Raw genomic sequence first — 21,161 nt, 5'->3', positions numbered from 1 at the left:
CCCGGGACGTCCTCGACGCGGTCAGCCGGGCGCTGGCCCCGACCTTGATGTGTGTGCGTGGTTCACGCCCGAACGCCGCGGTGCTGGCTGCCATGATTCCGGCGGCGGTGATGGGGCGTGCCGCGTCGGCGGTGGCCGTCCACGGCGTGAAGCGGTGCAAGGGTGATCTCCCGAAAGGTGGAGAGCCGTGCTTCCCGTGCTCCGCGGCCGGGCGGCGTTGCCCGCGTGCGGTGTGCCGTCGCCGGCGTACGGGTGGCGTGAGCGGGCATAGCCGTGGACGTCCCCCTGCGACGTCCAGGACCGCGACCGTAGTTCACGGGCCACCGGGAACTTCGTCCAGGACAACTATGTTACGGACTGCGGTGGATCGCAATAGCCTCGTCGCCTGCTCGGGAGAGAATCACCCGCGCGACGCGGCCGAGGCGGTCCGGTGCTTCGTCCCAGGCATCCCGGAACTCGACGAGGTCCTTGGTGCCCATGCCTGCGGCGACGAGAGTCCATGCGAGGTGCTCCACCTCGACGTCAGCGCTGAGCCTTCCCGCTGCGCGCGCCTCGTGCAGCCGTGCAAGGACGAACGTCTCCCAAGTGCGGAACGGGTCGATCGAGCGCTCGGGGAAGTGGCGGTGCGACTCGGCGGCGAGCCGCATGCCCGCACGAACCTCGACGCGGTCACGCATGGTGCAGCCGACCTGAACGAAGGTGCGGATCAAGGCGTCGAGCGGGTCGATTCCCGGTCCGGGTTCGATCATCGCCCTCCGCATGAGCGATCCCTCGGCGTGCAGCACCGCGGTAGCGACCCCGTGCATGTCTCCGTGCAGGTGTGCGACGATCTCGACGTCGCAGCATGCGGCTGCGGCGACGTCGTCGAGACGGACTTCGACGAATGCACTCCGCGCGAGAAGGGTCGACGCGGCCCGTAGCACCCGGTCCTGCATCGCGCTGTCGGTGGCGTGGTCGCTCACGGGAGTTCCTGGTACGCCAGGCGTGCGTCCGCGTGCACGCCGTCCGACCCGAGCGACTCGACCACGAGATCGTGCATTCGCACGCCTCCCCGGTCGACGAGTGTGTCCCGCAGCACGCGTGTCGTCGTGTCGATCGCGACCGGAAGGGGTGCGGGCCGCGGGACGTCGGAGATCCGCATGGTCCGCATCCACAGGTTGCTCATGCGGTCGCGGTCGGTCGAGTTGAGCCCCTGCACGAGAGCCTGCACGAGCTGACCCATCGTGACGAGATGATCGATCACGGTGAGTGCCGGCCGGTACGCCGACTCGAGGCCGCCGACTGGGCCGAGGTCCGTCGGGTCGTCCGTGGCGAACGAGCGCACGGACCGCACGCTGCACGTCTCATGGTCGATCGGGTCGACCACCGTGCGGTTCGTCGTGCGCCGGGCGGACCCGCCGTAGACGCTGCCAATACTGGGCGTTGCCGACGCTTCCAGTGCTGGCGGCGTCATGATCACGGCCGTGCGGATGGTCCCGACCGTGCCATGCACACACAGACCGAGATCGGTCTCCTGGGCAACGAGGGCGAGCGGGACGTCGTCGAGCTCCCAGCACGGCTCGTGGCTCGCCCGCAGCTCGATCGCGCGCACCCAGCGGCCTGGAGCATCGGCACCGACCAACCTCTCGGCGGCGAGCACGGTGAGGGCGATCGCGTCGACCGAGCTCAGATGCGGACGCCGGGGAGTGCCGTCGGTGCCGACCGACCAGGCCGCCGGGTAGCTGACACGCGCACTGCCGGACCACGTCGGTCCATACTCGCCCGCCGACGGCAACCATCCGCTCACCTCGAGCGCATGCTCGACGTGACGGTATCCAGCGGCGAAGTAGCGTCCAGTGCTCGGTCCGAGGAGATCCTCCAGGGTGCTCACACGTGTCCGCGTCACCATGCGCCTCCGGTTAGTCGCATTACGCCGTCAGGCGTAAGCGAATCGTGAAACCGTCGGCCGTGCCATCGGAGGCAGGATCCTCGCGTGCCGCGGGCATCACACGAGGTGCCGTTGGTAGCGTCACCAGCATGTCGTCGTCGCCGCCGGGGCGGCCCCAGGACCCTGCGATCACCGACGCGCTGCTGCGCGTGGGCGAGCGCGTCATGCGCACCGACGGCTACTCGCGGCTCACCGTGGAGAGTCTGTGCAGCGAGATCGGCACGACGCGTCCGGCGTTCTACCGCCGCTTCCCGAACGTCGCGCACCTCGCGTTCGCCGTCATCGCGTCGCGGTACGGCAACGAGCCCACCCCGGACACCGGGTCGCTCGCCGGCGACGTGCTCGAGCTCCAGCGCGGCGAGGTCCTCATGTTCGCGGACCCGCTGCTGCACAAGAACCTGCCCGGGATCCTCGAGTCGGTGCGCACGGACCCCGACGTCGCGCGCCTGTACGGCGAGGGGTTCATGGGCCCGCGGCGGGTGCGGGTCGTGCGCGTGGTCGACCGGGCCGTCGCGCGCGGCGAGATCGGGCCGCCGCACGACCTGCCGTTCGTGTGCGACGTGCTCGTCGGGCCGATCCTGACCCGCGCCCTGCTGCCCGGGCCCGGCGGGCTCGACGAGGACCTCGCCCGCAGCACGGCCGACGCCGCGCTCGCGCTGCTGCGTCGGGGCCGCGCTGACTCCTTCTCGTAGGTGTGTCTCTTCCTGGCGCCGCTGATCTCGCCGCAGTTCCGCCCGAAGACCCACGAGCGGATGCCTGTGGGTGTGGCGCTGGGGGCAGCCGCGTGGCTTGTCTGGTGTGGGCCGGGTCGGGTGCCGGTGTGTGGGGCACCCGACCCGGTGCGTTGTGCTGAACGCCGTCGGGGCGGGCGTCAGCAGACTGCGGTCAGCAGATCACGATGAGCGAGGTGAGTGCGGTGCAGCTCGCCGTCGCGGTGTCGTTGGCCGGGTTGGGATCGTTCGGGGTGCTCGTCGTGCGCACGGAGGTTGCCGTGAACGGGCCGAGAGCCAGGAGTCCTGGCTGGACGGAGAACTCGGCCGTCGTCGAAGCCCCTGACGCCAGTGCGCCGATCGGGCACGAGACCGTTCCACCCGCAGAGGTGCACCCGTCGGGAGATGTGACGTTGGTGACCGCACCGGAGAAGGTCGTCGTGATCGTTGCCGCGCTGAGTGCGCCGGGACCGCCGTTGGCCACGTCGAGCTCGTACTTGACCGTCGAGGTGAGGATTCCGTTGGGCGATGCCGAGAGGTCAACTGCGAGATCGGCTGCTGGTGCCGTGATGTTGAACGCGGGCCCGTTGCCCGACCCGCGGGTCTGGCCGCCCGCGTTGAACGTGTAGTACAGGAACGCGTTGCTGGAAGGCGCGTCCGCGTCAACCTGCAGGGTCATGGTGAGGTTGATCGGCTGGCCGGTCGTCAGGTTCCCCAGGTTCACGCGCTGGGCCTCGAAGTGCTCCTCGCAGCTCGCCGCACCGCTGCAGGCAACCAGCGACGTCACGTCCGCGAAGTCGGGCGAGTTGGTGTTGCTGATGCGGAAGTTGGCGTCGGTGTAGTTGCCGTCGGACGTGCCCGTGATCGTCAACGTGAACTGGTCGCCGGGCGCGGGAGACAAGTTGCTCGACGTGAAGGTGACGCTCGGGGCAGCGCTTGCGGGTGCGGCGCCGAGCGTGATGCCAAAGAGTGCGGCCAGCGTGGCCGCCACGACGGCGAGGGCGACGCCTGGTCGCCGCGTGCGAGATGAATGCATGGGAGTGCTCCTTTTCCGTCGCCCGACCGCGAAGGGGTCAGGGCGGTTCGGCTCGCAAGAGATGTCCCACCAGTGCGATTGCGGTGGATCGCCACCGATGGCGCAGAAAGTTCCTCCCCCCCGGGCACGGCCGTTGGATCGACCCATGCAAAAGAACTGTGATGAGCGTCGACACGCACGAGTTGCGTCACCATTGAGCGCTCGCTGCCTGGACCATCGCCAGCATGCCATCCTCGATCGCCGCACCCCGAGCCTACGACTCCTCGCTGGACTCCGCGAAGGCTGCACGCACACGGCTTGCGCCTACTTGGGCGTGACTCATGCTTGTGGGTGCGGGGGGAGCGCACGGCGCGGACGCGACTGGTGCAGGGGAACCTCTCGCGGACCGCGAGGAGCAGGGCATGTCCATGCTGATCCGAACGATCGAACCCATCCCGTCCGAGGCGCACTCACGGCGGGTCGCGGCCCTGCGAGACGACATCCATGTCGCGCTCGACCGGGTCGTCGACGAGGGCAGGTTCCACAAGGGCAGTCAGGTGCGGGCTCTCGAACGCTTTGTCGAGGACTCCTGGGGCGGGCACGCGGTCGCTGTCTCGTCCGGCACCGTCGCGTTGCAGGTCGCTCTGCGGGCGGCAGGCGTCGGTCCGGGCGACGAGGTGGTGATGCCGGTGACGACGTTCGCGTCGACCGCGTTCGCCGCAGCATCCATCGGCGCGGTCCCGGTGCTCGTGGACGTCGACCCGCTGACGCGCACGCTCGACCCCGAGTCCGTCGCTGCGGCCGTGACGGACAGGACCACAGCCATCGTCCCGGTGCACATGCACGGCGCACCGGCGGATCTGCCTGAACTGTCCGTGCTGGCGGCCTCGCACGGCATCGCGCTGGTCGAGGACTGTGCCCAGGCCCACGGTGCCTCGATCGCCGGACGGCGGGTTGGGACCTTCGGCGACTTCGGGTGCTTCTCGCTGTGGGTCGGCAAGTGCGCGGGCGGTCTGGCGGACGGCGGCCTCGTGATCGCGCGCGACCCGTCGGCGACGCGTCGGGTCCGGCGGCTCACTGACCTCGGGCGTGATCCCGAGGATCGCTACGTCCACCACGAGCTGGGAACTCGGGGACGGATGGACGAGCTCACCGCGGCGGTGACTCTCTTGGAGCTCGATCGCCTCGACGCCTGGCGGGACCGGCGCGACGAGATCGCGCAGCACTACCTGAGTGCGTTCGCCGGCCTCCCGGTCGGGCTCCCGCAGGTGCCGGTCGGGGCACGGCACGCCTGGTACAAGTTCGCGATCGAGGTGGCCGACGCGGAAGCGTTCATCTTCGCGGCCGGCCGCCGCGGGGTCGTGTGCGAGCGCGTGTACCCGACCACCTTGGCGGAGCAGCCCGCGCTCACCGGGATGCCGCACCGTGCGACGTCGACCCCGGTCGCGGACGGGCTGACGCGGCGACTCGTATGCATCCCCTGCTACCCCGAGCTGACGTCTCAGGAAGTCGACCGCGTCGTGGAGGCCGTGCGCGTGTGTGCGCCAGCCCTCGACGCGGCGGCGCTCAGATGACCACAGGTCGGGCGTGGCATAGAGCAGGCCGTCGTTCGCATGCGGATGAGTCGGCTCGCCGGACCCGCAACGCGAGGGCGCGGTCGGTCTGACGGGGCGGTCCACAACGCCGTTCACAAGGCGAGCTTCCTCTCGAACGTCGGCACCGACCGCATCGCCAGCGCTTGTCCAGGCCAAGCAACCGGGCAGTCCATGCTCGGCGCGTCGACCTTGACTCGCACTCATGTCCACCAAGCCCGTCGTTGCGGACGGTCCGCACGTGCAGATCGTCGCGGTGCCGGTTGAACGCGGTGCCGATTGAACTCGGTGCAGCGGCTGCAGGTCTCCGCCAACGAGACCGAGGCCGTGAACGTCGGCGACACCGACCGACCGCAGACTTGTGATGCGCCCGGCACCCATACCAAGGAGCTCGATGGGCCGCCCGAGATATGACACTGCGCCCGACGCCTCTCTCCTGACGGCTGCCTGCCAGGGCGACGACCTCGCGTTCGAGGCGCTCTACCGCCGCCACGTCAAGGCCGTCTACCGCCACACGTGTCGTCGGCTCGCGCGCGTCGCATCCACGTCCGGGGAGAGTTCGTTTGCAGAGGACATCACGTCAGAGACGTTCCTGCACGCATGGCGTCGCCGTAGCGACATCGTCCTGGGGGATTCGATGCTCCCGTGGTTGCTCGCCACGGCGAACCGCGTCGGCGACAACTACCTGAGAGCAGCCCGTCGTCAGCGTCGCCTGTGGGCACGGCTCGCGTCCATGCGCGACGCTCTTTCGTCGGGTTCCGGTGCTGCGGAGATCGTTGTCGCAGGGGAACTGGGACGGAAGGTTGGCCAGGCGATCGGTCGGCTTGACGCGCGTGATTCTCAGGTCGCGGCGCTGTGCATTCTCGCCGACCAAAGCGTCAATGACGTCGCCCGATACCTGGGGATGCCGGTCGGGACCGTGAAGTCACGTCTCTACCGTGCTCGACACGCGCTGAGGCACGACCTCGGGCGTCCTGCGACATAGCCGACTGCCGGTGGAGAACCTTTGTCGGGGGGCCGGACATGTCCAGGGGTAGTCCTGCGAGCGGGCGTCAACGCGTCGTCCGCTCGTCTCAGGTCCGGGCGACGAAGCTCGGGCTTTGCCGCCACCTCGCGGTGCCGGCTCAGCAATGACTCACCTGAAAGGGTTCACCATGAGCGTCAAACGCGTACGTGCCAGATTCTTTGCCGCCCTCACAGTTGTCGCCGTCGCGGTGGGCGGCGCTGTCGCTTCGGCGAGCACGGCCACAGCTGCCGGTATCGCCGATCTCAGCGTCACGCTGACAGCATCCGGCACCACGGCACAGGTGGGGGGCACCCTCACCTACGACGTCCTTGTGACGAACAACGGGCCGGACGCCGCGACGGACGTGGTCCTCAAGGGAACACGGAGCGGAGCCGCCACGGGGAGCATCACGGGGACGTCCACGGCAGCCACATGCACGTCGGGGGCCACGTCGGACTGCACCCTCGCGAGTCTTGCCTCGGGGGACAGCTTCACCGCCACCTACTCGATCGAGTTCACGCAAGCGGGCAGGGGCGGCTTCAACGCCACCGTGTACTTCAACGAGAGCGACCCGTATCGCGCCGACAACGGTCGCGGCGCGACCTACACCATCTCTCCGGCACCGCTGTCGTCAGATTTCGGAGTCGAGGTGACTGACAGCCCTGACCCCGTGTCCGTGGGCGACACCGTCACCTATGAGGTCGAACTCTCCAACGACGGGCCCGACGCTGGCTCGGCCGGCTTCGTCGTGGACTTCTCCGGCGCAGGAGTCACCCTCGGCTCCCTCACTCCGCCAGGTGCTGCATGTACGACCAGCGGCTCGACGCTCGAGTGCTACCCGGTGAGTGTCGCTGACGGAGCGTCCACGACGATCTCGGTCGACGCGACGACGACGTCGGTGGGGGTGGTCACCGCTGACGCGGCGATTGCCGGGGCGAGCAACGCCGACCCAGCCGCGGGCAACAACACGGACTCGACCACAACAACCGTCAACGCGGCATCAGCGGATGTCGGAGTCACGCTGGGCGCAGTCGCCGGACCGATCCTGACGTCGTACATCACCTACACGCTGACCTCGAGCAACGACGGTCCAGGCGACGTGCTCGGAGCAACCGTGAGCATTCAGCTCCCGTCAGCAGTGACCTCAGCCTCGAACCTCCCTGCTGGGTGTGGGTACACCAGCAGCACCGACGTCGTCACGTGCGTGACAGGAGCGATCACGAACGGCAGCGCTGCTTCTCAGACGTTCCGCGCGAACCTGGGGTTGCTCTCACTCGGGTCGCTCTCGGCAACTGCGACTCGAACGTCGTCATCACCAGACGACCCGAACACGGCCAACGACACGGCGAGCACGTCGTGCAGCGTTCTGACGGGGCTCATCATCAGCTGCAGCTGAGCCCAGCGTGGACGGCGCCTCGCTTGATGAGTGGGACGCCGTCCACGCCTCCGCCCCACGCCATTCCACCCGACGCCGCCACAGGCGAAGGACAACGAGCAAGGCCGCGAGGAGCTCGGCGGGCGATCATGCCGAACGTTTCATCACCCCTACGGGAGAAGCGCCTAGGCGAGCCCGCCGCTCGTGGGCCGGTCGTCGTCGGTCGGGCGCTCGTCGGGCTCGTCGCCCGCGCCGGCGGGTCCGTCGGACGGCGCACCGCCCGCGGCCGCGTCGTCCGACCCGGGGCCGGACGGCGCGTCGTCCGTCCGGTCACCGGTCGGGGTGCCGCCGCCCGACTCGCGCTCGCGGCGACGGCGCTCCTGCTCGAGCTTCCACAGGAAGTCGGGGTCGTCGTCGGGCGCGACCGGGCCGCGACGCTGGGCGCCCCGTGCGGGGCGCGAGCCGGTCCCGGCGACCCGGGTCGTGCGCGAGCGCCGGGAGAGGATCCAGGCGAGCGGACCGAACAGCGGCAGCACGACGATGATCAGGTACCACAGCCACTTCGGGGCACCCCCGCGCTCGTTCGAGTCGCTGCTCGCGCAGTCGGCGAGGGCGTAGACGGCGAGGCCGACGGCGGCCAGGACCATGACGAGGCGGAACATGCACCCAGCCTATGCGCCTACCCTGGGAAGCGTGCCCCTCGTGACCTACACCGTCCTGCGCCTGCTGCTGTTCGCCGCCGCCCTCGGCGGTCTCTACCTCGCGGGCGTACGCGACTGGCTGCTCGTGCTCCTGGCCGCGGTCGTCGCGCTGCTCCTGTCGTACCTGCTGCTCGCCAAGCCCCGCGACGCCGCGGCGACCTACCTCGCGACGCGCGGCGAGCGTCGTCGCGAGCTCAAGGCCGACGGCAAGGGCAGCCGGTTCCAGCGCGGTCTGGCGGACGACGACGCCGCCGAGGACGCCGCGGACGACGCGCAGCGCTCCGCGGGCTGAGGACCGTCCGCCTGACGCCGGGCTAGAGCGCGAGCCCCAGGCCCAGCAGCACCCCGAACGCGAGCTCGTACATGCCCGTGCCGGCGAGCACGGGCACGAGCGCGCGTCCCCGCGCGCCCGCGACGACGGGCACCGTCAGCACCGCGGCGGGGGCGAGCAGCAGGATCAGCAGGAAGCTCCACGGCGCGACCGCCGCGCACGTGAGCCCGAGCACGAGCGGCAGCCAGACGAGCGCCGCGTACGCGAACCGCGCCCGCCGGTCGCCCAGGCGCACGGCGAGCGTGCGCTTGCCCGCGACCGCGTCGGTCGGGATGTCGCGCACGTTGTTGACCATGAGGATCGCGCACGCGATGAGCCCCACCGCGACCGCGCCCACCCACGCGACCCAGGGGACGGCGTCCGCCTGCACGTAGGTCGTGCCCACGGTCGCGACGAGGCCGAAGAACACGAACACCCCCACCTCGCCGAGCCCGAGGTACCCGTACGGGGTCTTGCCGCCCGTGTAGTACCAGGCGGCGACCACGCACGCCGCACCCACGGCGAGCAGCCACCAGTGCCCGCTGAGCACGACGATGACGAGTCCGAGCACCGCGGCGACGCCGAACGCGGCGAACGCCGCGACCTTGACCTGACGCGGGGGCACGAGCCCCGTGGCGGTCAGCCGCAGCGGCCCGACCCGGTCGACGTCGGTGCCGCGCACGCCGTCCGAGTAGTCGTTGGCGTAGTTGACGCCCACCTGCAGGGCGAGCGCGACGCCGAGGGCGAGCAGCGCGCGCAGCAGGTCGAACCCGTCAGCGTAGGCGGCGGCGCCGGTCCCGACGATCACGGGGGCGGCGGCGGCGGGCAGCGTGCGGGGTCGAGCGCCCTGGAGCCACTCGGAGGCGGAGGCCATGCGTGTCCTGTCTGTGGTGCGGGCCGGGGCGGGGAGGGTCCCGGGCGGGTCGGTCGTGGTCACCGGCCGAGCGCGCGCGTCGCGTGGGCACGCACGGCCGACCGGTCGATCTTGCCCGGTCCGCGGTGCCAGAGCGCGTCGACGACGAGCAGGTGGCGGGGCGCCCAGGGCGAACCCAGGGTAGTCGCGACGCGCACGCGGGCCCGCCCGAGCAGCGTCTGCTCGTCGCGGGACGCGCCCGTGGCCGTGACGACCGCGACGACGACCTCGCCCCACTCGGGGTCGGGGACGCCGACGACGCACACCTCGCCGATCCCGTCGACGCCCGAGAGGGCGGCCTCGACCGCGGCGGGCGCGACGTTGACGCCTCCCGTGAGCACGACGTCGTCGGCGCGCCCGAGCACGGTGACGCGCGCAGCGCGACCAGGGCTGGCATCGACCGTGCTCACCTCGACCGTGCCCACGTCGCTCGTGCGGAACCAGCGCACGCCCGTCGCGTCGGTCGTGAACGCGGCCGCGGTCGCGTCGTCGTCCCCGAGGTAGGCGGTCGCGAGCGTCGGCCCGGTGATCTCGAGCAGCCCGCCGTCCCCGACCCGCACCCGGACGCCGTCGAGCGGGACGCCGTCGTACACGCAGCCGCCGCTGGTCTCGGTCATGCCGTAGGTCGTCACGACCCGGACGCCGCGCGCGCGGGCGTCGGCGAGCAGCGCGGGCGGGGTCGCGGCCCCGCCGAGCAGGACCGCGTCGAGGGTGCGCAGCGCGGCGAGGGCCGCCGCGCCGTCCGGGTCGCCCGCGTCGGCGGCCTCGAGCGCGCGGTGCAGCTGGGTCGGCACGAGCGACGCGTAGCGGCGCGGCCCGGGCGCCGAGCCGACGAGGCGAGCGAGCGCTCCCAGGTCGACGCGCGTGCCGGGCGGCGGGGCGACGAGCGGAGTCCCGGCGAGCACCGAGCGCACGACGACCTGCAGGCCCGCGACGTGCGCCGTCGGCAGCGCGAGCACCCAGGTACCGGGCCCGCCGAGCCGCGCGTGGGTCGCGTGCGCGGACGCCGTGAGCGCGTCCGCACCGAGCGCGACCCCGCGCGGGGTGCCCGTCGACCCGGACGTCGCGACGACGAGCGCGGTCCCGGCAGGGACCTCACCGACCACCGGGGCGTCACCCGCGACGACGCACGGGCCGCCTGCGAGCGCCGCGGCGAGCGCGGCCCGCAGCGCGTGGGGGTCCGACGGCGCGCGCAGCGTGCCTCCGGCCGGGGCGTCGGGGGTGGTGGGACGATCAGGCACGGACCCAGCCTAGGCTCGCCCTCGGGCGGCACGCACACGCCCGCCGCGCGGGCGGAGGGAGCACCATGAACCGGTCGACGAGGACCCGTCCGATGCTGGCGTGCGTGGCGTTGGGGGCGATCGCGCTCACCGGGTGCGGTGACGACGGCGAGGCCGAGCCCGCCGTTCCCGACGCGTGGCCGTTGACCGGCGTGCGGTCGGACGACGTGACGGTGCGTCCGGCGCTCGCGGTCAAGATCGAGAACTCGGTCCCGGCCCGGCCGCAGACGGGTCTCGACCAGGCGGACGTCGTCTGGGAGGAGGTCGTCGAGGGCGGGATCACGCGCTTCGTGGCGGTCTACCACTCGCAGGTGCCGGGCGAGGTCGGCCCGATCCGCTCGGTGCGTCCCATGGACCCGGCGGTCGTCGCCCCGCTGGGCGGGCCGTTCGTGTTCACGGGCGGGCAGGACCCGTTCCTCGCGGACGTCGCGGACGCGGGCATCCAGGCGATCGTGATGGACGACGGTGACCCGGGCTTCTACCGCACGGACGACCGTGCGGCGCCGCACGACGTCTACGCCGACCCGCAGGACTTCTGGGATCAGGCGGACGCCGACCACGACGACCTGCCGCCCGCGCAGTTCGCGTTCGCCGAGTCCGCGCAGGAGTCGACCGCGGCGACGGCCGGCGACGCGGCCGGCACGCTCACGGCGAGGTTCTCGGGCGTGCAGACGACGGTGTGGACGTGGGCGTCGGGCGCGTACGAACGCTCGGACGGCGACGTCCCGGCCGTCGACGCGGGCGGTTCGCGGCTCACGGCGGCGAACGTCGTCGTGCTCTCGGTCCGCATGGTCGACACGGGATACCTCGACCCGGCCGGGAACCCCGTCCCGGAGTCGGAGCTCGTCGGGACCGGCACGGGCCTGCTGCTCTCGCAGGGCAAGGCCGTCGAGGTCGCGTGGTCGAAGGACGACGTCGGGGCCGTGCTCGCGCTCACCGGTCCGGACGGCGAGCCCGCGCTGCTCGCGCCGGGCAGCACCTGGGTCGAGCTCGTGCCGAGCGAGGGCGGGTCGTTCACGACGAGCTGACGACGCACCCCCGGGCGGGTGGTCGTCCGCGGGGTTCGTCGTCCGCGGGGTTCGTCATCCGCGGGGTGGTCCTCCGTGGGGCCGTCGCCCGCGGGGTTGTCCTCCTCAGGGCCCATCGTGCGCGCACGGGTATCCCCCGCGGGGACGATGTGCCGGGCCTGGTCGCCGGGCGAGGATCGTCCTATGACGACGCCCGCCCGCTCCTCCCGTCCGCTCTCCCCGGCGCTCGTCCCGCCGATCGACGGTCGGGACGAGCGCCGGGCGGTGCGGCGCACGACGGTCCGGGCCGTGGTGGGCGCGGTGCTCGCGCTCGCGGTGCTCCTGGGCGTGGTGACGGCGGTCGTGGTCCAGCTCGCCGAGGGCGTCCTCGGCTCGGTCGGCGGCGCCTGAGGCTCAGTAGGCGTACGGGAAGCCCGACCAGTCGGGCGCACGGCGCTCGAGGAACGCGTCGCGCCCCTCGACGGCCTCGTCGGTCATGTACGCCAGGCGCGTGGCCTCGCCCGCGAAGACCTGCTGGCCCACGAGCCCGTCGTCGGGCAGGTTGAACGCGAACTTGAGCATGCGCACGGCCTGCGGCGACTTGGTCGCGATCGTCCGGCCGTACTCGATCGCGAGGCGCTCGAGCTCGGCGTGGTCGGCGACCTCGTTGAGCGCACCCCAGCGCTCGGCGTCCTCGGCGGAGTACTCGCGGGCGAGGAAGAAGATCTCCCGGGCGCGCTTCTGGCCGACCTGCCGGGCGAGGTAGGCCGAGCCGTACCCGCCGTCGAACGAGCCGACGTCGGCGTCGGTCTGCTTGAACCGCCCGTGCTCGCGGCAGCCGATCGAGAGGTCCGCGACCACGTGCAGCGAGTGGCCCCCGCCCGCGGCCCAGCCGTCGACGACCGCGACGACGACCTTGGGCATGGTCCGGATGAGCCGCTGCACCTCGAGGATGTGCAGCCGCCCGGCCCGGGCCGGGTCGATGCTGTCGGACGTCGTCCCGAGCGTCCCGTCCTCGTCCGCGGTCGCGTAGCGGTACCCGTCCCGGCCGCGGATGCGCTGGTCGCCGCCCGAGCAGAACGCCCACCCGCCGTCCTTGGGCGAGGGGCCGTTGCCGGTGAGCAGGACCGTCCCGACGTCCGAGCTCATGCGCGCGTGGTCGAGCACGCGGTAGAGCTCGTCGACGGTGTGCGGGCGGAACGCGTTGCGCACCTCGGGGCGGTCGAACGCGACGCGGACGATCGCGAGGTCGCGCTCGCCGTCCGGCCCACGCTCGACGCCGCGGTGGTAGGTCACGTCGGTGAGGTCCTCGAACCCGGCGACGTCGCGCCAGGCCTGGGGGTCGAACGTCTCGGACACGGTGCGGGGGAGTGCGCTCACCTGTTCAGCCTAGCCGGGCGACGGGTCGACGGCGGAGCGCGGTGCGGGCGGCCCGCACGGGAATCTGGTACGGTCGTCCAGGAAATGACGGTCGAACCGGAGGTGTGACGTGGCGTGGGCCGTGCTGGTGGTCTCGGGGATGCTCGAGGCGGGATGGGCGCTGAGCCTCAAGGCGTCGGACGGATTCAGCCGGCTGTGGCCGAGCGTCACGTTCGTCGTGCTCCTCGCCGCGAGCATGGGCGGCCTCGCGTTCGCCCTGCGCACGCTGCCCGTGGGCACCGCCTACGCGGTGTGGGTCGGCATCGGCGCGACCCTCACCGCGGTGATCGGGATGATCTGGATGGGGGAGACTGTCTCCGTGCTCAAGCTGATGTCGATCGTCCTCATCGTCGCCGGGGTCGTCGGCCTCAACCTCGCCTCGGGCGGTGACCGGTGACCGGGCCCGCAGCGGCGACCACGGACGCCTCGACCACCGACGCCTCGACCGCACAGGCGCCGGCAGCAGACGCGACGACAGCCGCAGACGCGACGACCGCGGCCGCCGGCACCCCGGAGGCCACCGGGAGCACGCCGCGCCGCCAGGCCCGCGGCACACGCCGGCACGACGCGATCGTGCGGGCCGCCGCCGACGTGATCCTGCGCGACGGGCCCGCGGCGCTCACGCACCGCACGGTCGCGGCCGAGGCGGGCGTCCCGCTCGCGGCGACCACGTACTACTTCCACGGCCTCGACGAGCTCGTCGCCGAGGCCGGCGCGGTGCTCGCCGCCGGGTGGGCCGACCACGCCGCGCAGCACGTCGAGGTCGCCCGCGCGGCCGTCGCCGACGGGATCCGGCCCGGCACCGACGGGCATCGCCGCCGTGCCGAGCTCCTGACCGACGCGATCCTGCCCGTGGGCGACCGGACCGCGACCACCGGGTTCTACGAGCACCTCGTCGGCGCGGCGCGCAGCACGGCGCTCGCCGCCGCCTACGCGAGCGGACGCGCTGCGCTCGACGCCGCGCTCGCGCAGATGCTCGACGTGCTCGGCCTCGGCCTCGACGAGATGCTCGTCGTCGCCGTGGTCGACGGCGCCGCGGTGAGCGCGCTCGCCGAGGGGCGTGACGTGCGGGCGCACGCGACGGACCTGCTGGAACAGCTGCTCAGCGCACTCGACCGCTGACCCCTCGGGCCGTGCGCCCGCCGACGATCACGCCTCGTCCGGCGTCGGGGTCTCCTTGCGCTCGACCCCGGAGATCTCGGGGAACTGGTGGTCGAGCACCTGGAAGAACTGCAGGCCCGACTGCAGGCCGCACTCGATGTGCTGCGCGAGCTGGTCGTCGGCCGCACCGAACTCGAGGTCCGTCGAGACGTCGACGAACACCGACACCGTGCCCTCGGCCGAGCGCCAGAACGTCTTGGGCCAGAACCGCTCGAGGTTCCACGCGTTGGTGATCCCCGCGATGCGACCCGTCTCGGACGCGTCGAGCGTGTGCTGCCACTGCCCGCGCACCTGCAGGATCTCGTCGTTGCGCCCCGTGACCATGAAGTGGAAGGTGTTCCCGTTCCACGCGCCCGCGAGGTCGCCCTTGCCGGCCTCGGTGAACTGCCACTCGCGCAGCTCGAGGTAGGCGGCCACGCGCTCCGTCGAGAGCGGACGGTTCGACGGGACGTGGACGAGGCCTTCGATGTTCTCCATGCTCCGACGATAACCGCGCCGAGCCTGCCCGCGGCGCACGCGTCCGCGGCTCGGCCGCCAGGTGCGGCATAGCCTGGGAGCGTGCAGCCGCCCGTGAATCCCGTCCCCGCCGCGACCCGGCCCGGGGCGACGACCCCGCCCCTCGACGTCCGCGTCTGGAGCACGCCCCTGCACGTGCGGTTCCGGGGGATCACGGTGCGCGAGGGGGTCCTGCTGCGCGGCCCCGCGGGCTGGGGCGAGTTCTCGCCGTTCCGCGAGTACGACGACGCGGAGGCCCTCGCGTGGTGGCGGGCGGCGCGCGAGGCGTGCGACGTGGGGTGGCCCGCGCCCGTGCGCGACGTCGTGCCCGTGAACGTGACCGTGCCCGCCGTCGGCCCCGAGCAGGCCGCCGCGATCGTGCGGGCCTCCGGGGGCTGCCGCACGGCCAAGGTCAAGGTCGCGCAGCGGCTCGCGGACGGCACGGTCGAGCCGGTCGACGTCGAGGCCGAGCGTCTCGCCGCGGTCCGCGACGCGCTCGGCCCGGGCGGGCGCATCCGCATCGACGCGAACGGTGGCTGGGACGTGGACGAGGCCGTCGCGCGCGTGCGCCGGCTCGACCGGGCCGCAGGCGGCCTCGAGTACGTCGAGCAGCCGACCGCGGACGTCGCCGGGCTGGCCCGCGTACGCCGCGCGGTCGACGTGCCCGTGGCCGCGGACGAGTCGATCCGCCGCGCCGAGGACCCGTTCGCGGTCGTGCGGGCCGAGGCCGCCGACGTCGTGGTGCTCAAGGTCCAGCCGCTCGGCGGGGTGCGGGCCTGCCTCGAGCTCGCCGAACGCGTCGGGCTGCCCGTGGTCGTCTCGTCCGCGATCGAGTCGTCCGTGGGGATCGCGGCAGGCGTCGCGCTCGCGGCCGCGCTGCCCGAGCTGCCGTACGCGTGCGGGCTGGCCACGACCCAGCTGCTCGTGCGCGACGTCGTCGCCGAGCCGCTCGCGCCCGTCGACGGCGCGATCCGGGTCGCCCGCCCCGTGCCCGACGACGAGCACCTCGACGCCCTCGCCGCCGACGACGCGACGTCCCGCTGGTGGCGCGAGCGGCTCGAGAGGGTCGCGGCCCGTGCGGTGACCGCCTGAGCGCCGTGGCATCGTGAACCCCGTGCCACCCACGACCCCCGACCCCACCCCCGAGCCCCCGGCGGTCACCGCCGCCCGCCGCACGGTCGACGCGCTCGTCGCGCACGGCGTGCAGGACGTCGTGCTCGCGCCCGGGTCGCGCTCCGCGCCCCTGGCGTACGCCCTGGCCGCGGCCGACGACGCCGGGCGCCTGCGCCTGCACGTGCGCGTCGACGAACGCTCGGCCGGGTTCCTCGCGCTCGGTCTCGCGCGCGGCGCGACCCTGCGCACCGGCCGCCCCACCCCGGCGGCGGTCGTCACGACCTCCGGCACCGCCGCCGCGAACGTGCACCCCGCGGTGCTCGAGGCCCACCACGCGCAGGTGCCGCTCGTCGTGCTCACGGCCGACCGCCCGCACGAGCTGCGGCGCTCGGGCGCGAACCAGACGACCGACCAGGTCGGCCTCTACGGCTCCGCGGTGCGCGACGCGACCGACGTGCCCGCCCCCGACGGCCGCACGGGCGAGACGCGCGACCTGCGCGCGACGCTCGACCGGGTGCTCGCCGCCGCCCGCGGGGTGCGCAGCGCATACCCGGGGCCCGTCCACCTGAACCTCGCCTACCGCGAGCCGCTCACGCCACCCGCCGGCGTCGTGCCGTCGTCGGGAGCGGGAACGTCCGCCGTTCTCCCGCCCGACGTGCCGGGCAGCATCGTCGTCGAGGGCATCGTCGTCGAGGTCGCAGGCGCCGGACACACCAGCGCCGGCCTCACCAGCGTCGAGTTCACCAATGCCGGACACGCCAGCGCCGAACACCCGGGCGCACCGAGCGTCGTCCTGCCGGACGACGTGCCGCCCGCCCTCGTCGCGACCGGACCCGACGAGCCCCCGACCGTCGTGGTCGCGGGCGACGGCGCCGGTCCCGAGGCCCGGGCGCTCGCCGAGGCCCGGGGCTGGCCCCTGCTCGCCGAGGCGTCGTCGGGCGCCGCGGGCGGCACGCACGCGATCGCCGTGCACCGGATCGTGCTCGACGTGCTCGGGCCGCAGGTGCGTCGCGCCGTCGTGCTCGGACGTCCGACCCTGTCCCGGCCCGTGCAGGCGCTGCTCGCGCGGGACGACGTCGCGACCGTCGTCGTCGCCCCCGGTGCCGGGCCCTGGCCCGACGCGAGCCGCACCGCGGCGCTCGTGCTGCCCGGCATCCCCGCGGCGTGGGGCACGGGGACCGGGGCGCCCGCGCCGTGGCTCGCGACATGGCGCCGGGCGGGGAAGACTGCGCGCGACGTCGTGCTCGCGAGCACGACCGACACGAACCACACGACCGGCACCACGACCACGACGGGCGCCACGACCACGACCGGTGTCAGGACCACGGGACCCGCAGCCGCCGACGGGGTCGCCGTCGCCCGCGCCGTCGTCGACGCGTGCGGGCCGGACGACGTGCTCGTCGTCGGCTCGTCCAACCCCGTGCGCGACCTCGACCTCGTGGTCGGCGACACCCCGCCCGTGGTGCTCGCGAACCGTGGCCTCGCCGGGATCGACGGGACCATCGCGACCGCGACCGGCGTCGCGCTCGCGTCCGGACGCCGCACCCGCGCGCTCGTGGGTGACCTGACGTTCCTGCACGACGCCGGCTCGCTGCTGCGCGGCCCGCTCGAGCCCGCGGCCGACCTGACCGTCGTCGTCGTCAACGACGACGGCGGCTCGATCTTCTCGACCCTCGAGCAGGGCGCCCTCGCCGGCAGCTCGCCCACCGCGGCGCGCACGTTCGAGCGCGTCTTCGGCACCCCGCACGGCGCCGACCTCGCCGCGCTGTGCGCCGGGTACGGCGTGCGGCACGACCTGGCCGACGACGCGGCCGCGGTCTCCCGGCTCGCCGCGGGGCCGCCGTCCGGCACCCGGGTGATCGAGGTGCGGGTCACGCGCGACGACCGACGCGAACGGGGGCGGGCGCTCGCGGACGCCGTCCGGCGCGCGGTCCGCACCGCGACGGGGCAGGATTCCTAGGGAGCTCGATTCCTAGAGAACTCCCAGCAACGCTCAAGCCGCGGCCCAGCCGGGGGGTGTGGAGTAGTCACCGAACGAGGAGGCCACGCGATGAGCGACGAGACCACGCCGGACCAGCCGGTCGATCCCAGGACACCCCACGCCCCGCACGAACCGCAGCACCCCACGCACCAGCCGACCCAGGCGATCCCGGCGCAGACGCCGACGCCCGCTGCACCCCAGCCGGCACCGGCACCGCCCGCCCCTGCCCCGCAGGCCGCGCCCGGGTACGAGCAGTCCGCCCACCAGCCGACGGCGCCCCAGGCGCCCGTGCCGCAGGCGGCACCCCAGCAGGCTGTGCCCCAGCAGGCTGAGCAGACGACGCACCAGGGTCCCCAGGAGCACCTGACCGCGCCGATCCCCGTGCCGCTCGCGCAGGGCACGGGCTACCCGGAGCAGGGCTACCAGCCCACCGCACCGGGTGGTCCGGGTGCGCCGGGTGGTCCAGGTGCGCAGGGCGGGCCGGGCGACCCGGCGACGCCGACGCCGGCCGAGCCCCGGCAGCGCAAGCAGTCCGTGTGGCTCCCGGTCACGGTGACCGCCGTCGTCGCGGCCCTGCTGGCCGCGGGCGGCACGGCCTGGGCGACGGGCGCGTTCGACGACGACGGAGGGTCGTCGTCGGCCTCGCTCGCGGACGTCGGCTCGAACGACAAGGCCGACCCTCCGGTCTCCGACTCCGCGGGCACCGCGGTCGACTGGTCGACCGTCGACGCGACCGTCGCGCCGTCGGTCGTCGCGATCGCGATCACGACCCAGTCGGGCGGCGCGGAGGGCTCGGGCGTCATCATCGACGACCAGGGCCACGTCCTGACCAACAACCACGTGGTCTCCGGGGCGGAGTCCGTGCAGGTCACGCTGAGCGACGGGCGGCTGTACGAGGCGGAGATCGTCGGCACCGACCCGACGACCGACCTCGCGGTCATCCAGATCACCGACCCGCCCAAGGACCTCGCGCCCGCGACGCTCGGCGACTCCGACGACGTCGTGGTCGGCGACCCCGTGCTCGCGGTCGGCAACCCGCTGGGCCTCGCGAACACCGCGACCACGGGCATCGTCTCGGCGCTCGACCGACCCGTGTCGGCCTCGGGCGAGGACGGCAGCGACGCGGTCGTGACCAACGCGATCCAGATCGACGCCGCGATCAACCCGGGCAACTCGGGGGGCCCGCTGTTCAACGAGAACGGCGAGGTCGTCGGCATCACGTCGTCGATCGCGACCCTCTCGAGCGGCGCCTCGGGGCAGTCCGGGTCGATCGGTCTCGGCTTCGCGATCCCGGTCAACCTGGCCAAGAACATCAGCGACCAGCTCATCGCGGACGGCTCGGCTGAGCACGCGTTCCTCGGCGTGACGCTGCGCGACTCGACCGCGACCGCCGACGGCGTGACCCGCCGCGGCGCCGAGGTCGGCGAGGTGACCGAGGGCTCGCCCGCGGCCGACGCGAAGCTCCAGGCAGGTGACGTGATCGTCGCGATCGACGACGAGGCCGTCAACGGTGCCGAGTCGCTGACCGCGCAGGTGCGCGAGCGTGCGGCCGGTGCCGATGCGACGCTGACCTACGTGCGCGACGGCAAGGCCGCCCAGGTCGACGTCACGTTCGCGACGCGGCCCGCCGACCAGCAGGTCACGGGCAGCAGCGACGACCAGAGCGGCTCGGGCGACGGGTCCCAGGGTTCCGACGGGCAGGGTTCCGACGGGCAGGGTTCCGACGGGCAGGGTTCCGACGGCTCGCAGGGCGGTCAGAGCGACCAGGGCCAGGGCGGGTCGACCGACCCCGGTCAGGTGCCGGACTGGCTCAAGCAGTTCTTCGGTGACGGCAGCTGACGTCACCGTCCGATGATTCCCGCCGCGTGCACCCCCTGCGCGCGGCGGGAGACCGAGGAGCCTGCGATCCCCCCTGCGGGGCGCCTCGGGTGCCGGGCCCGGCCGGTGCGCCACGTGCGCACCGGCCGGGCCCGCGTTCTGTCGGCAGGTCTCGGGCGGGAGCGCTCCTACACCCAGCCCTGTCGCACCGCGTGCCAGCCGAGCTGGACCCGTGAACCCACCCCGGCGAGCACCATGAGCGCCTTGACGCGCCGTTGCACCGTGCGGGCCGAGAGCCCGACGTGCGTCGCGACGGCCGCGTCCGTGAGCCCCGCGAGCATGAGCTCGAGGATCCGGCGGTCCTCGGGCTCGAGACCGGCCCCGCCCTGGAGGTAGGGGCGGGCGGAGCGCCACGTCGCCTCGAAGAGCTCGCGCGCGAGCACCACGAGCGGACGTCGCAGCATGACCGACGTCCGCGGCGTGACCTGGACCATCGCGACGTCGTCGTCCGCGATCGCGAGCTTGGTCACTGGCTCGTCCGAGACCCGGATCTCCTCGCCCCGGGCGACCCAGGTGTCGAGTCGCTGGCTCGCACCGGGTTCACGGAGGTAGGCGGGATCGACGACGATCCGGAGCCGTCGTCCGGTCGTGCTCGGCGGCGTCGTGCCGTCGGCGGCACCGTTCGAGCCGCCCGTGCGGCCACGGTCGTCCGGCGCGCCTGCGGGTGACGCCTCCTGCGGCCGGCGCAGGAGGGGTACGACGGTGTTGCTGCCCGACTGCAGCGCGCAGATCTCGCGCCGCGCGCTGCGCTCGAGCTGCCGCAGACGCAGGGCCTGCGCGGCCGAGCCCTCGACGAGCTCGACGAGCTCCGAGCCCGTCCGCGGGGAACGTTCGCGGTGGTAGGTCTCGACGAGGTCCTCCATGACGCTCTCGGCCCGGCGCAGCCGCTCGCGCGAGCGGGCGAGCACGGGCCCGAGCACGAGCTCCGGGGGCGACGCGGTCCAGCGCTGGTCCGCACGGTGCGGTGCCGCGGGGTCGTCCGACGGCTCGTCGGCGCGGGCGACGAACGACTGCGCGGCGAGCCGGTCGAGGGCGGCGAGCACCTCGTCGACCTCCCAGCCGAGCGTGCCGGCGACCTCGTGCGCGTTCGGCGCGGGCGCGGTGATGACCGCGCGGTAGACCGCCTCGTCGTCGGCGTCCCCGGGGAGGCCAAGATCCGTCAGCACAGCGCGATTGTCGCAGATGGCGACATCCCGCCATGTCGTCATCCCGCCACCGTGAGGTCTCCCGCCGGGCATGTGCCCTGGGCGATCGTTGGTCGCGGAAAGGAGTCCACAC

The 21,161-nt window shown here is 73.3% G+C and carries 21 protein-coding genes; 12 read left to right on the top strand and 9 right to left on the bottom strand.

The window, feature by feature from the left end:
• Window positions 1-350: 350 nt before the first annotated feature.
• Both CLV28_RS02910 and CLV28_RS02905 read right to left on the bottom strand, forming a co-directional pair.
• Window positions 351-962, bottom strand: a complete 612-nt coding sequence (locus CLV28_RS02910; protein ID WP_100421762.1) for a hypothetical protein — start codon at window positions 960-962, stop codon at window positions 351-353.
• Window positions 959-1,888: an AvrD family protein gene (locus CLV28_RS02905; RefSeq protein WP_100421761.1), complete on the bottom strand. Its 930-nt coding sequence runs from the start codon at window positions 1,886-1,888 to the stop codon at window positions 959-961. Before CLV28_RS02905 ends, CLV28_RS02910 begins: the two co-directional genes overlap by 4 nt.
• A gap of 128 nt (window positions 1,889-2,016) precedes the next feature.
• Between CLV28_RS02905 and CLV28_RS02900 the strand changes: the two genes are divergently transcribed.
• Window positions 2,017-2,619 carry a TetR/AcrR family transcriptional regulator gene (locus CLV28_RS02900; protein WP_100421760.1) on the top strand — a complete coding sequence of 201 codons (603 nt, stop codon included), beginning with the start codon at window positions 2,017-2,019 and terminating at the stop codon, window positions 2,617-2,619.
• A 193-nt stretch (window positions 2,620-2,812) separates the two neighbouring features.
• On the opposite strand, the gene CLV28_RS02895 is transcribed toward CLV28_RS02900, so the two are convergent.
• Entirely contained in the window at window positions 2,813-3,673 is an 861-nt protein-coding gene (locus CLV28_RS02895; RefSeq protein WP_157802460.1) for a DUF11 domain-containing protein, read from the bottom strand.
• Between the two features lie 401 nt (window positions 3,674-4,074).
• Between CLV28_RS02895 and CLV28_RS02890 the strand changes: the two genes are divergently transcribed.
• The 3 genes from CLV28_RS02890 to CLV28_RS02880 all read left to right on the top strand — a co-directional run bounded on the left by CLV28_RS02890 (window position 4,075) and on the right by CLV28_RS02880 (window position 7,646).
• Window positions 4,075-5,226, top strand: coding sequence for a DegT/DnrJ/EryC1/StrS family aminotransferase (locus CLV28_RS02890; RefSeq protein WP_157802459.1), 1,152 nt, complete (start codon window positions 4,075-4,077; stop codon window positions 5,224-5,226).
• 412 nt (window positions 5,227-5,638) lie between these two features.
• On the top strand, window positions 5,639-6,229 hold the full coding sequence (locus tag CLV28_RS02885; protein ID WP_157802458.1) for an RNA polymerase sigma factor: 591 nt from the start codon (window positions 5,639-5,641) through the stop codon (window positions 6,227-6,229).
• A gap of 169 nt (window positions 6,230-6,398) precedes the next feature.
• A complete protein-coding gene (locus tag CLV28_RS02880; protein ID WP_170062615.1) occupies window positions 6,399-7,646 on the top strand; it encodes a DUF11 domain-containing protein in 1,248 nt (415 codons plus the stop codon).
• A gap of 164 nt (window positions 7,647-7,810) precedes the next feature.
• Here CLV28_RS02880 and CLV28_RS02875 read toward each other — a convergent pair whose 3' ends face one another.
• A complete protein-coding gene (locus CLV28_RS02875) occupies window positions 7,811-8,287 on the bottom strand; it encodes a PLD nuclease N-terminal domain-containing protein (protein ID WP_100421755.1) in 477 nt (158 codons plus the stop codon).
• A 31-nt stretch (window positions 8,288-8,318) separates the two neighbouring features.
• Between CLV28_RS02875 and CLV28_RS02870 the strand changes: the two genes are divergently transcribed.
• Window positions 8,319-8,618 (top strand): DUF4229 domain-containing protein, encoded by a 300-nt coding sequence (locus tag CLV28_RS02870; RefSeq protein WP_239073159.1) that lies wholly within the window; start codon window positions 8,319-8,321, stop codon window positions 8,616-8,618.
• Between the two features lie 22 nt (window positions 8,619-8,640).
• On the opposite strand, the gene CLV28_RS02865 is transcribed toward CLV28_RS02870, so the two are convergent.
• A complete protein-coding gene (locus CLV28_RS02865; RefSeq protein ID WP_100421753.1) occupies window positions 8,641-9,510 on the bottom strand; it encodes a 1,4-dihydroxy-2-naphthoate polyprenyltransferase in 870 nt (289 codons plus the stop codon).
• Between the two features lie 59 nt (window positions 9,511-9,569).
• Window positions 9,570-10,790, bottom strand: coding sequence for an AMP-binding protein (locus tag CLV28_RS02860; protein ID WP_239073158.1), 1,221 nt, complete (start codon window positions 10,788-10,790; stop codon window positions 9,570-9,572).
• Window positions 10,791-10,894: 104 nt separating this feature from the next.
• Between CLV28_RS02860 and CLV28_RS02855 the strand changes: the two genes are divergently transcribed.
• Together CLV28_RS02855 and CLV28_RS02850 are read left to right on the top strand one after the other, a co-directional pair.
• Window positions 10,895-11,857 carry a DUF3048 domain-containing protein gene (locus tag CLV28_RS02855; RefSeq protein WP_239073157.1) on the top strand — a complete coding sequence of 321 codons (963 nt, stop codon included), beginning with the start codon at window positions 10,895-10,897 and terminating at the stop codon, window positions 11,855-11,857.
• 183 nt (window positions 11,858-12,040) lie between these two features.
• Entirely contained in the window at window positions 12,041-12,247 is a 207-nt protein-coding gene (locus tag CLV28_RS02850; protein ID WP_100421751.1) for a hypothetical protein, read from the top strand.
• A 3-nt stretch (window positions 12,248-12,250) separates the two neighbouring features.
• Here the strand turns inward: CLV28_RS02850 and CLV28_RS02845 are convergent, their stop codons facing one another.
• Window positions 12,251-13,216 (bottom strand): 1,4-dihydroxy-2-naphthoyl-CoA synthase, encoded by a 966-nt coding sequence (locus CLV28_RS02845; RefSeq protein WP_100421750.1) that lies wholly within the window; start codon window positions 13,214-13,216, stop codon window positions 12,251-12,253.
• Between the two features lie 109 nt (window positions 13,217-13,325).
• On the opposite strand from CLV28_RS02845, the gene CLV28_RS02840 reads away from it, so the two are divergent.
• Window positions 13,326-13,652 (top strand): DMT family transporter, encoded by a 327-nt coding sequence (locus CLV28_RS02840; protein WP_100421749.1) that lies wholly within the window; start codon window positions 13,326-13,328, stop codon window positions 13,650-13,652.
• Entirely contained in the window at window positions 13,649-14,377 is a 729-nt protein-coding gene (locus CLV28_RS15745) for a TetR/AcrR family transcriptional regulator (protein WP_203968127.1), read from the top strand. The genes CLV28_RS02840 and CLV28_RS15745 overlap by 4 nt, the downstream gene beginning before the upstream one ends.
• Before the next feature lie 27 nt (window positions 14,378-14,404).
• On the opposite strand, the gene CLV28_RS02830 is transcribed toward CLV28_RS15745, so the two are convergent.
• Window positions 14,405-14,893, bottom strand: coding sequence for a type III secretion system chaperone family protein (locus tag CLV28_RS02830; protein WP_100421748.1), 489 nt, complete (start codon window positions 14,891-14,893; stop codon window positions 14,405-14,407).
• A gap of 93 nt (window positions 14,894-14,986) precedes the next feature.
• Here CLV28_RS02830 and CLV28_RS02825 point away from each other — a divergent pair, with 93 nt between their 5' ends.
• The 3 genes from CLV28_RS02825 (at window position 14,987) to CLV28_RS02815 (ending at window position 19,844) form a co-directional block, all read left to right on the top strand.
• A complete protein-coding gene (locus tag CLV28_RS02825; protein WP_100422358.1) occupies window positions 14,987-16,003 on the top strand; it encodes an o-succinylbenzoate synthase in 1,017 nt (338 codons plus the stop codon).
• A gap of 22 nt (window positions 16,004-16,025) precedes the next feature.
• Window positions 16,026-17,984 carry a 2-succinyl-5-enolpyruvyl-6-hydroxy-3-cyclohexene-1-carboxylic-acid synthase gene (gene menD / locus CLV28_RS02820; protein WP_100422357.1) on the top strand — a complete coding sequence of 653 codons (1,959 nt, stop codon included), beginning with the start codon at window positions 16,026-16,028 and terminating at the stop codon, window positions 17,982-17,984.
• A 90-nt stretch (window positions 17,985-18,074) separates the two neighbouring features.
• Entirely contained in the window at window positions 18,075-19,844 is a 1,770-nt protein-coding gene (locus CLV28_RS02815; protein WP_100421747.1) for a S1C family serine protease, read from the top strand.
• Between the two features lie 167 nt (window positions 19,845-20,011).
• On the opposite strand, the gene CLV28_RS02810 is transcribed toward CLV28_RS02815, so the two are convergent.
• Window positions 20,012-21,049 (bottom strand): helix-turn-helix domain-containing protein, encoded by a 1,038-nt coding sequence (locus tag CLV28_RS02810; RefSeq protein WP_100421746.1) that lies wholly within the window; start codon window positions 21,047-21,049, stop codon window positions 20,012-20,014.
• Window positions 21,050-21,161 lie beyond the last annotated feature (112 nt).

Source organism: Sediminihabitans luteus (genome assembly GCF_002797595.1).
Taxonomy (GTDB): Bacteria; Actinomycetota; Actinomycetes; order Actinomycetales; family Cellulomonadaceae; genus Paraoerskovia; species Paraoerskovia lutea.
This window is presented reverse-complemented; position numbering and strand designations above follow the sequence as displayed.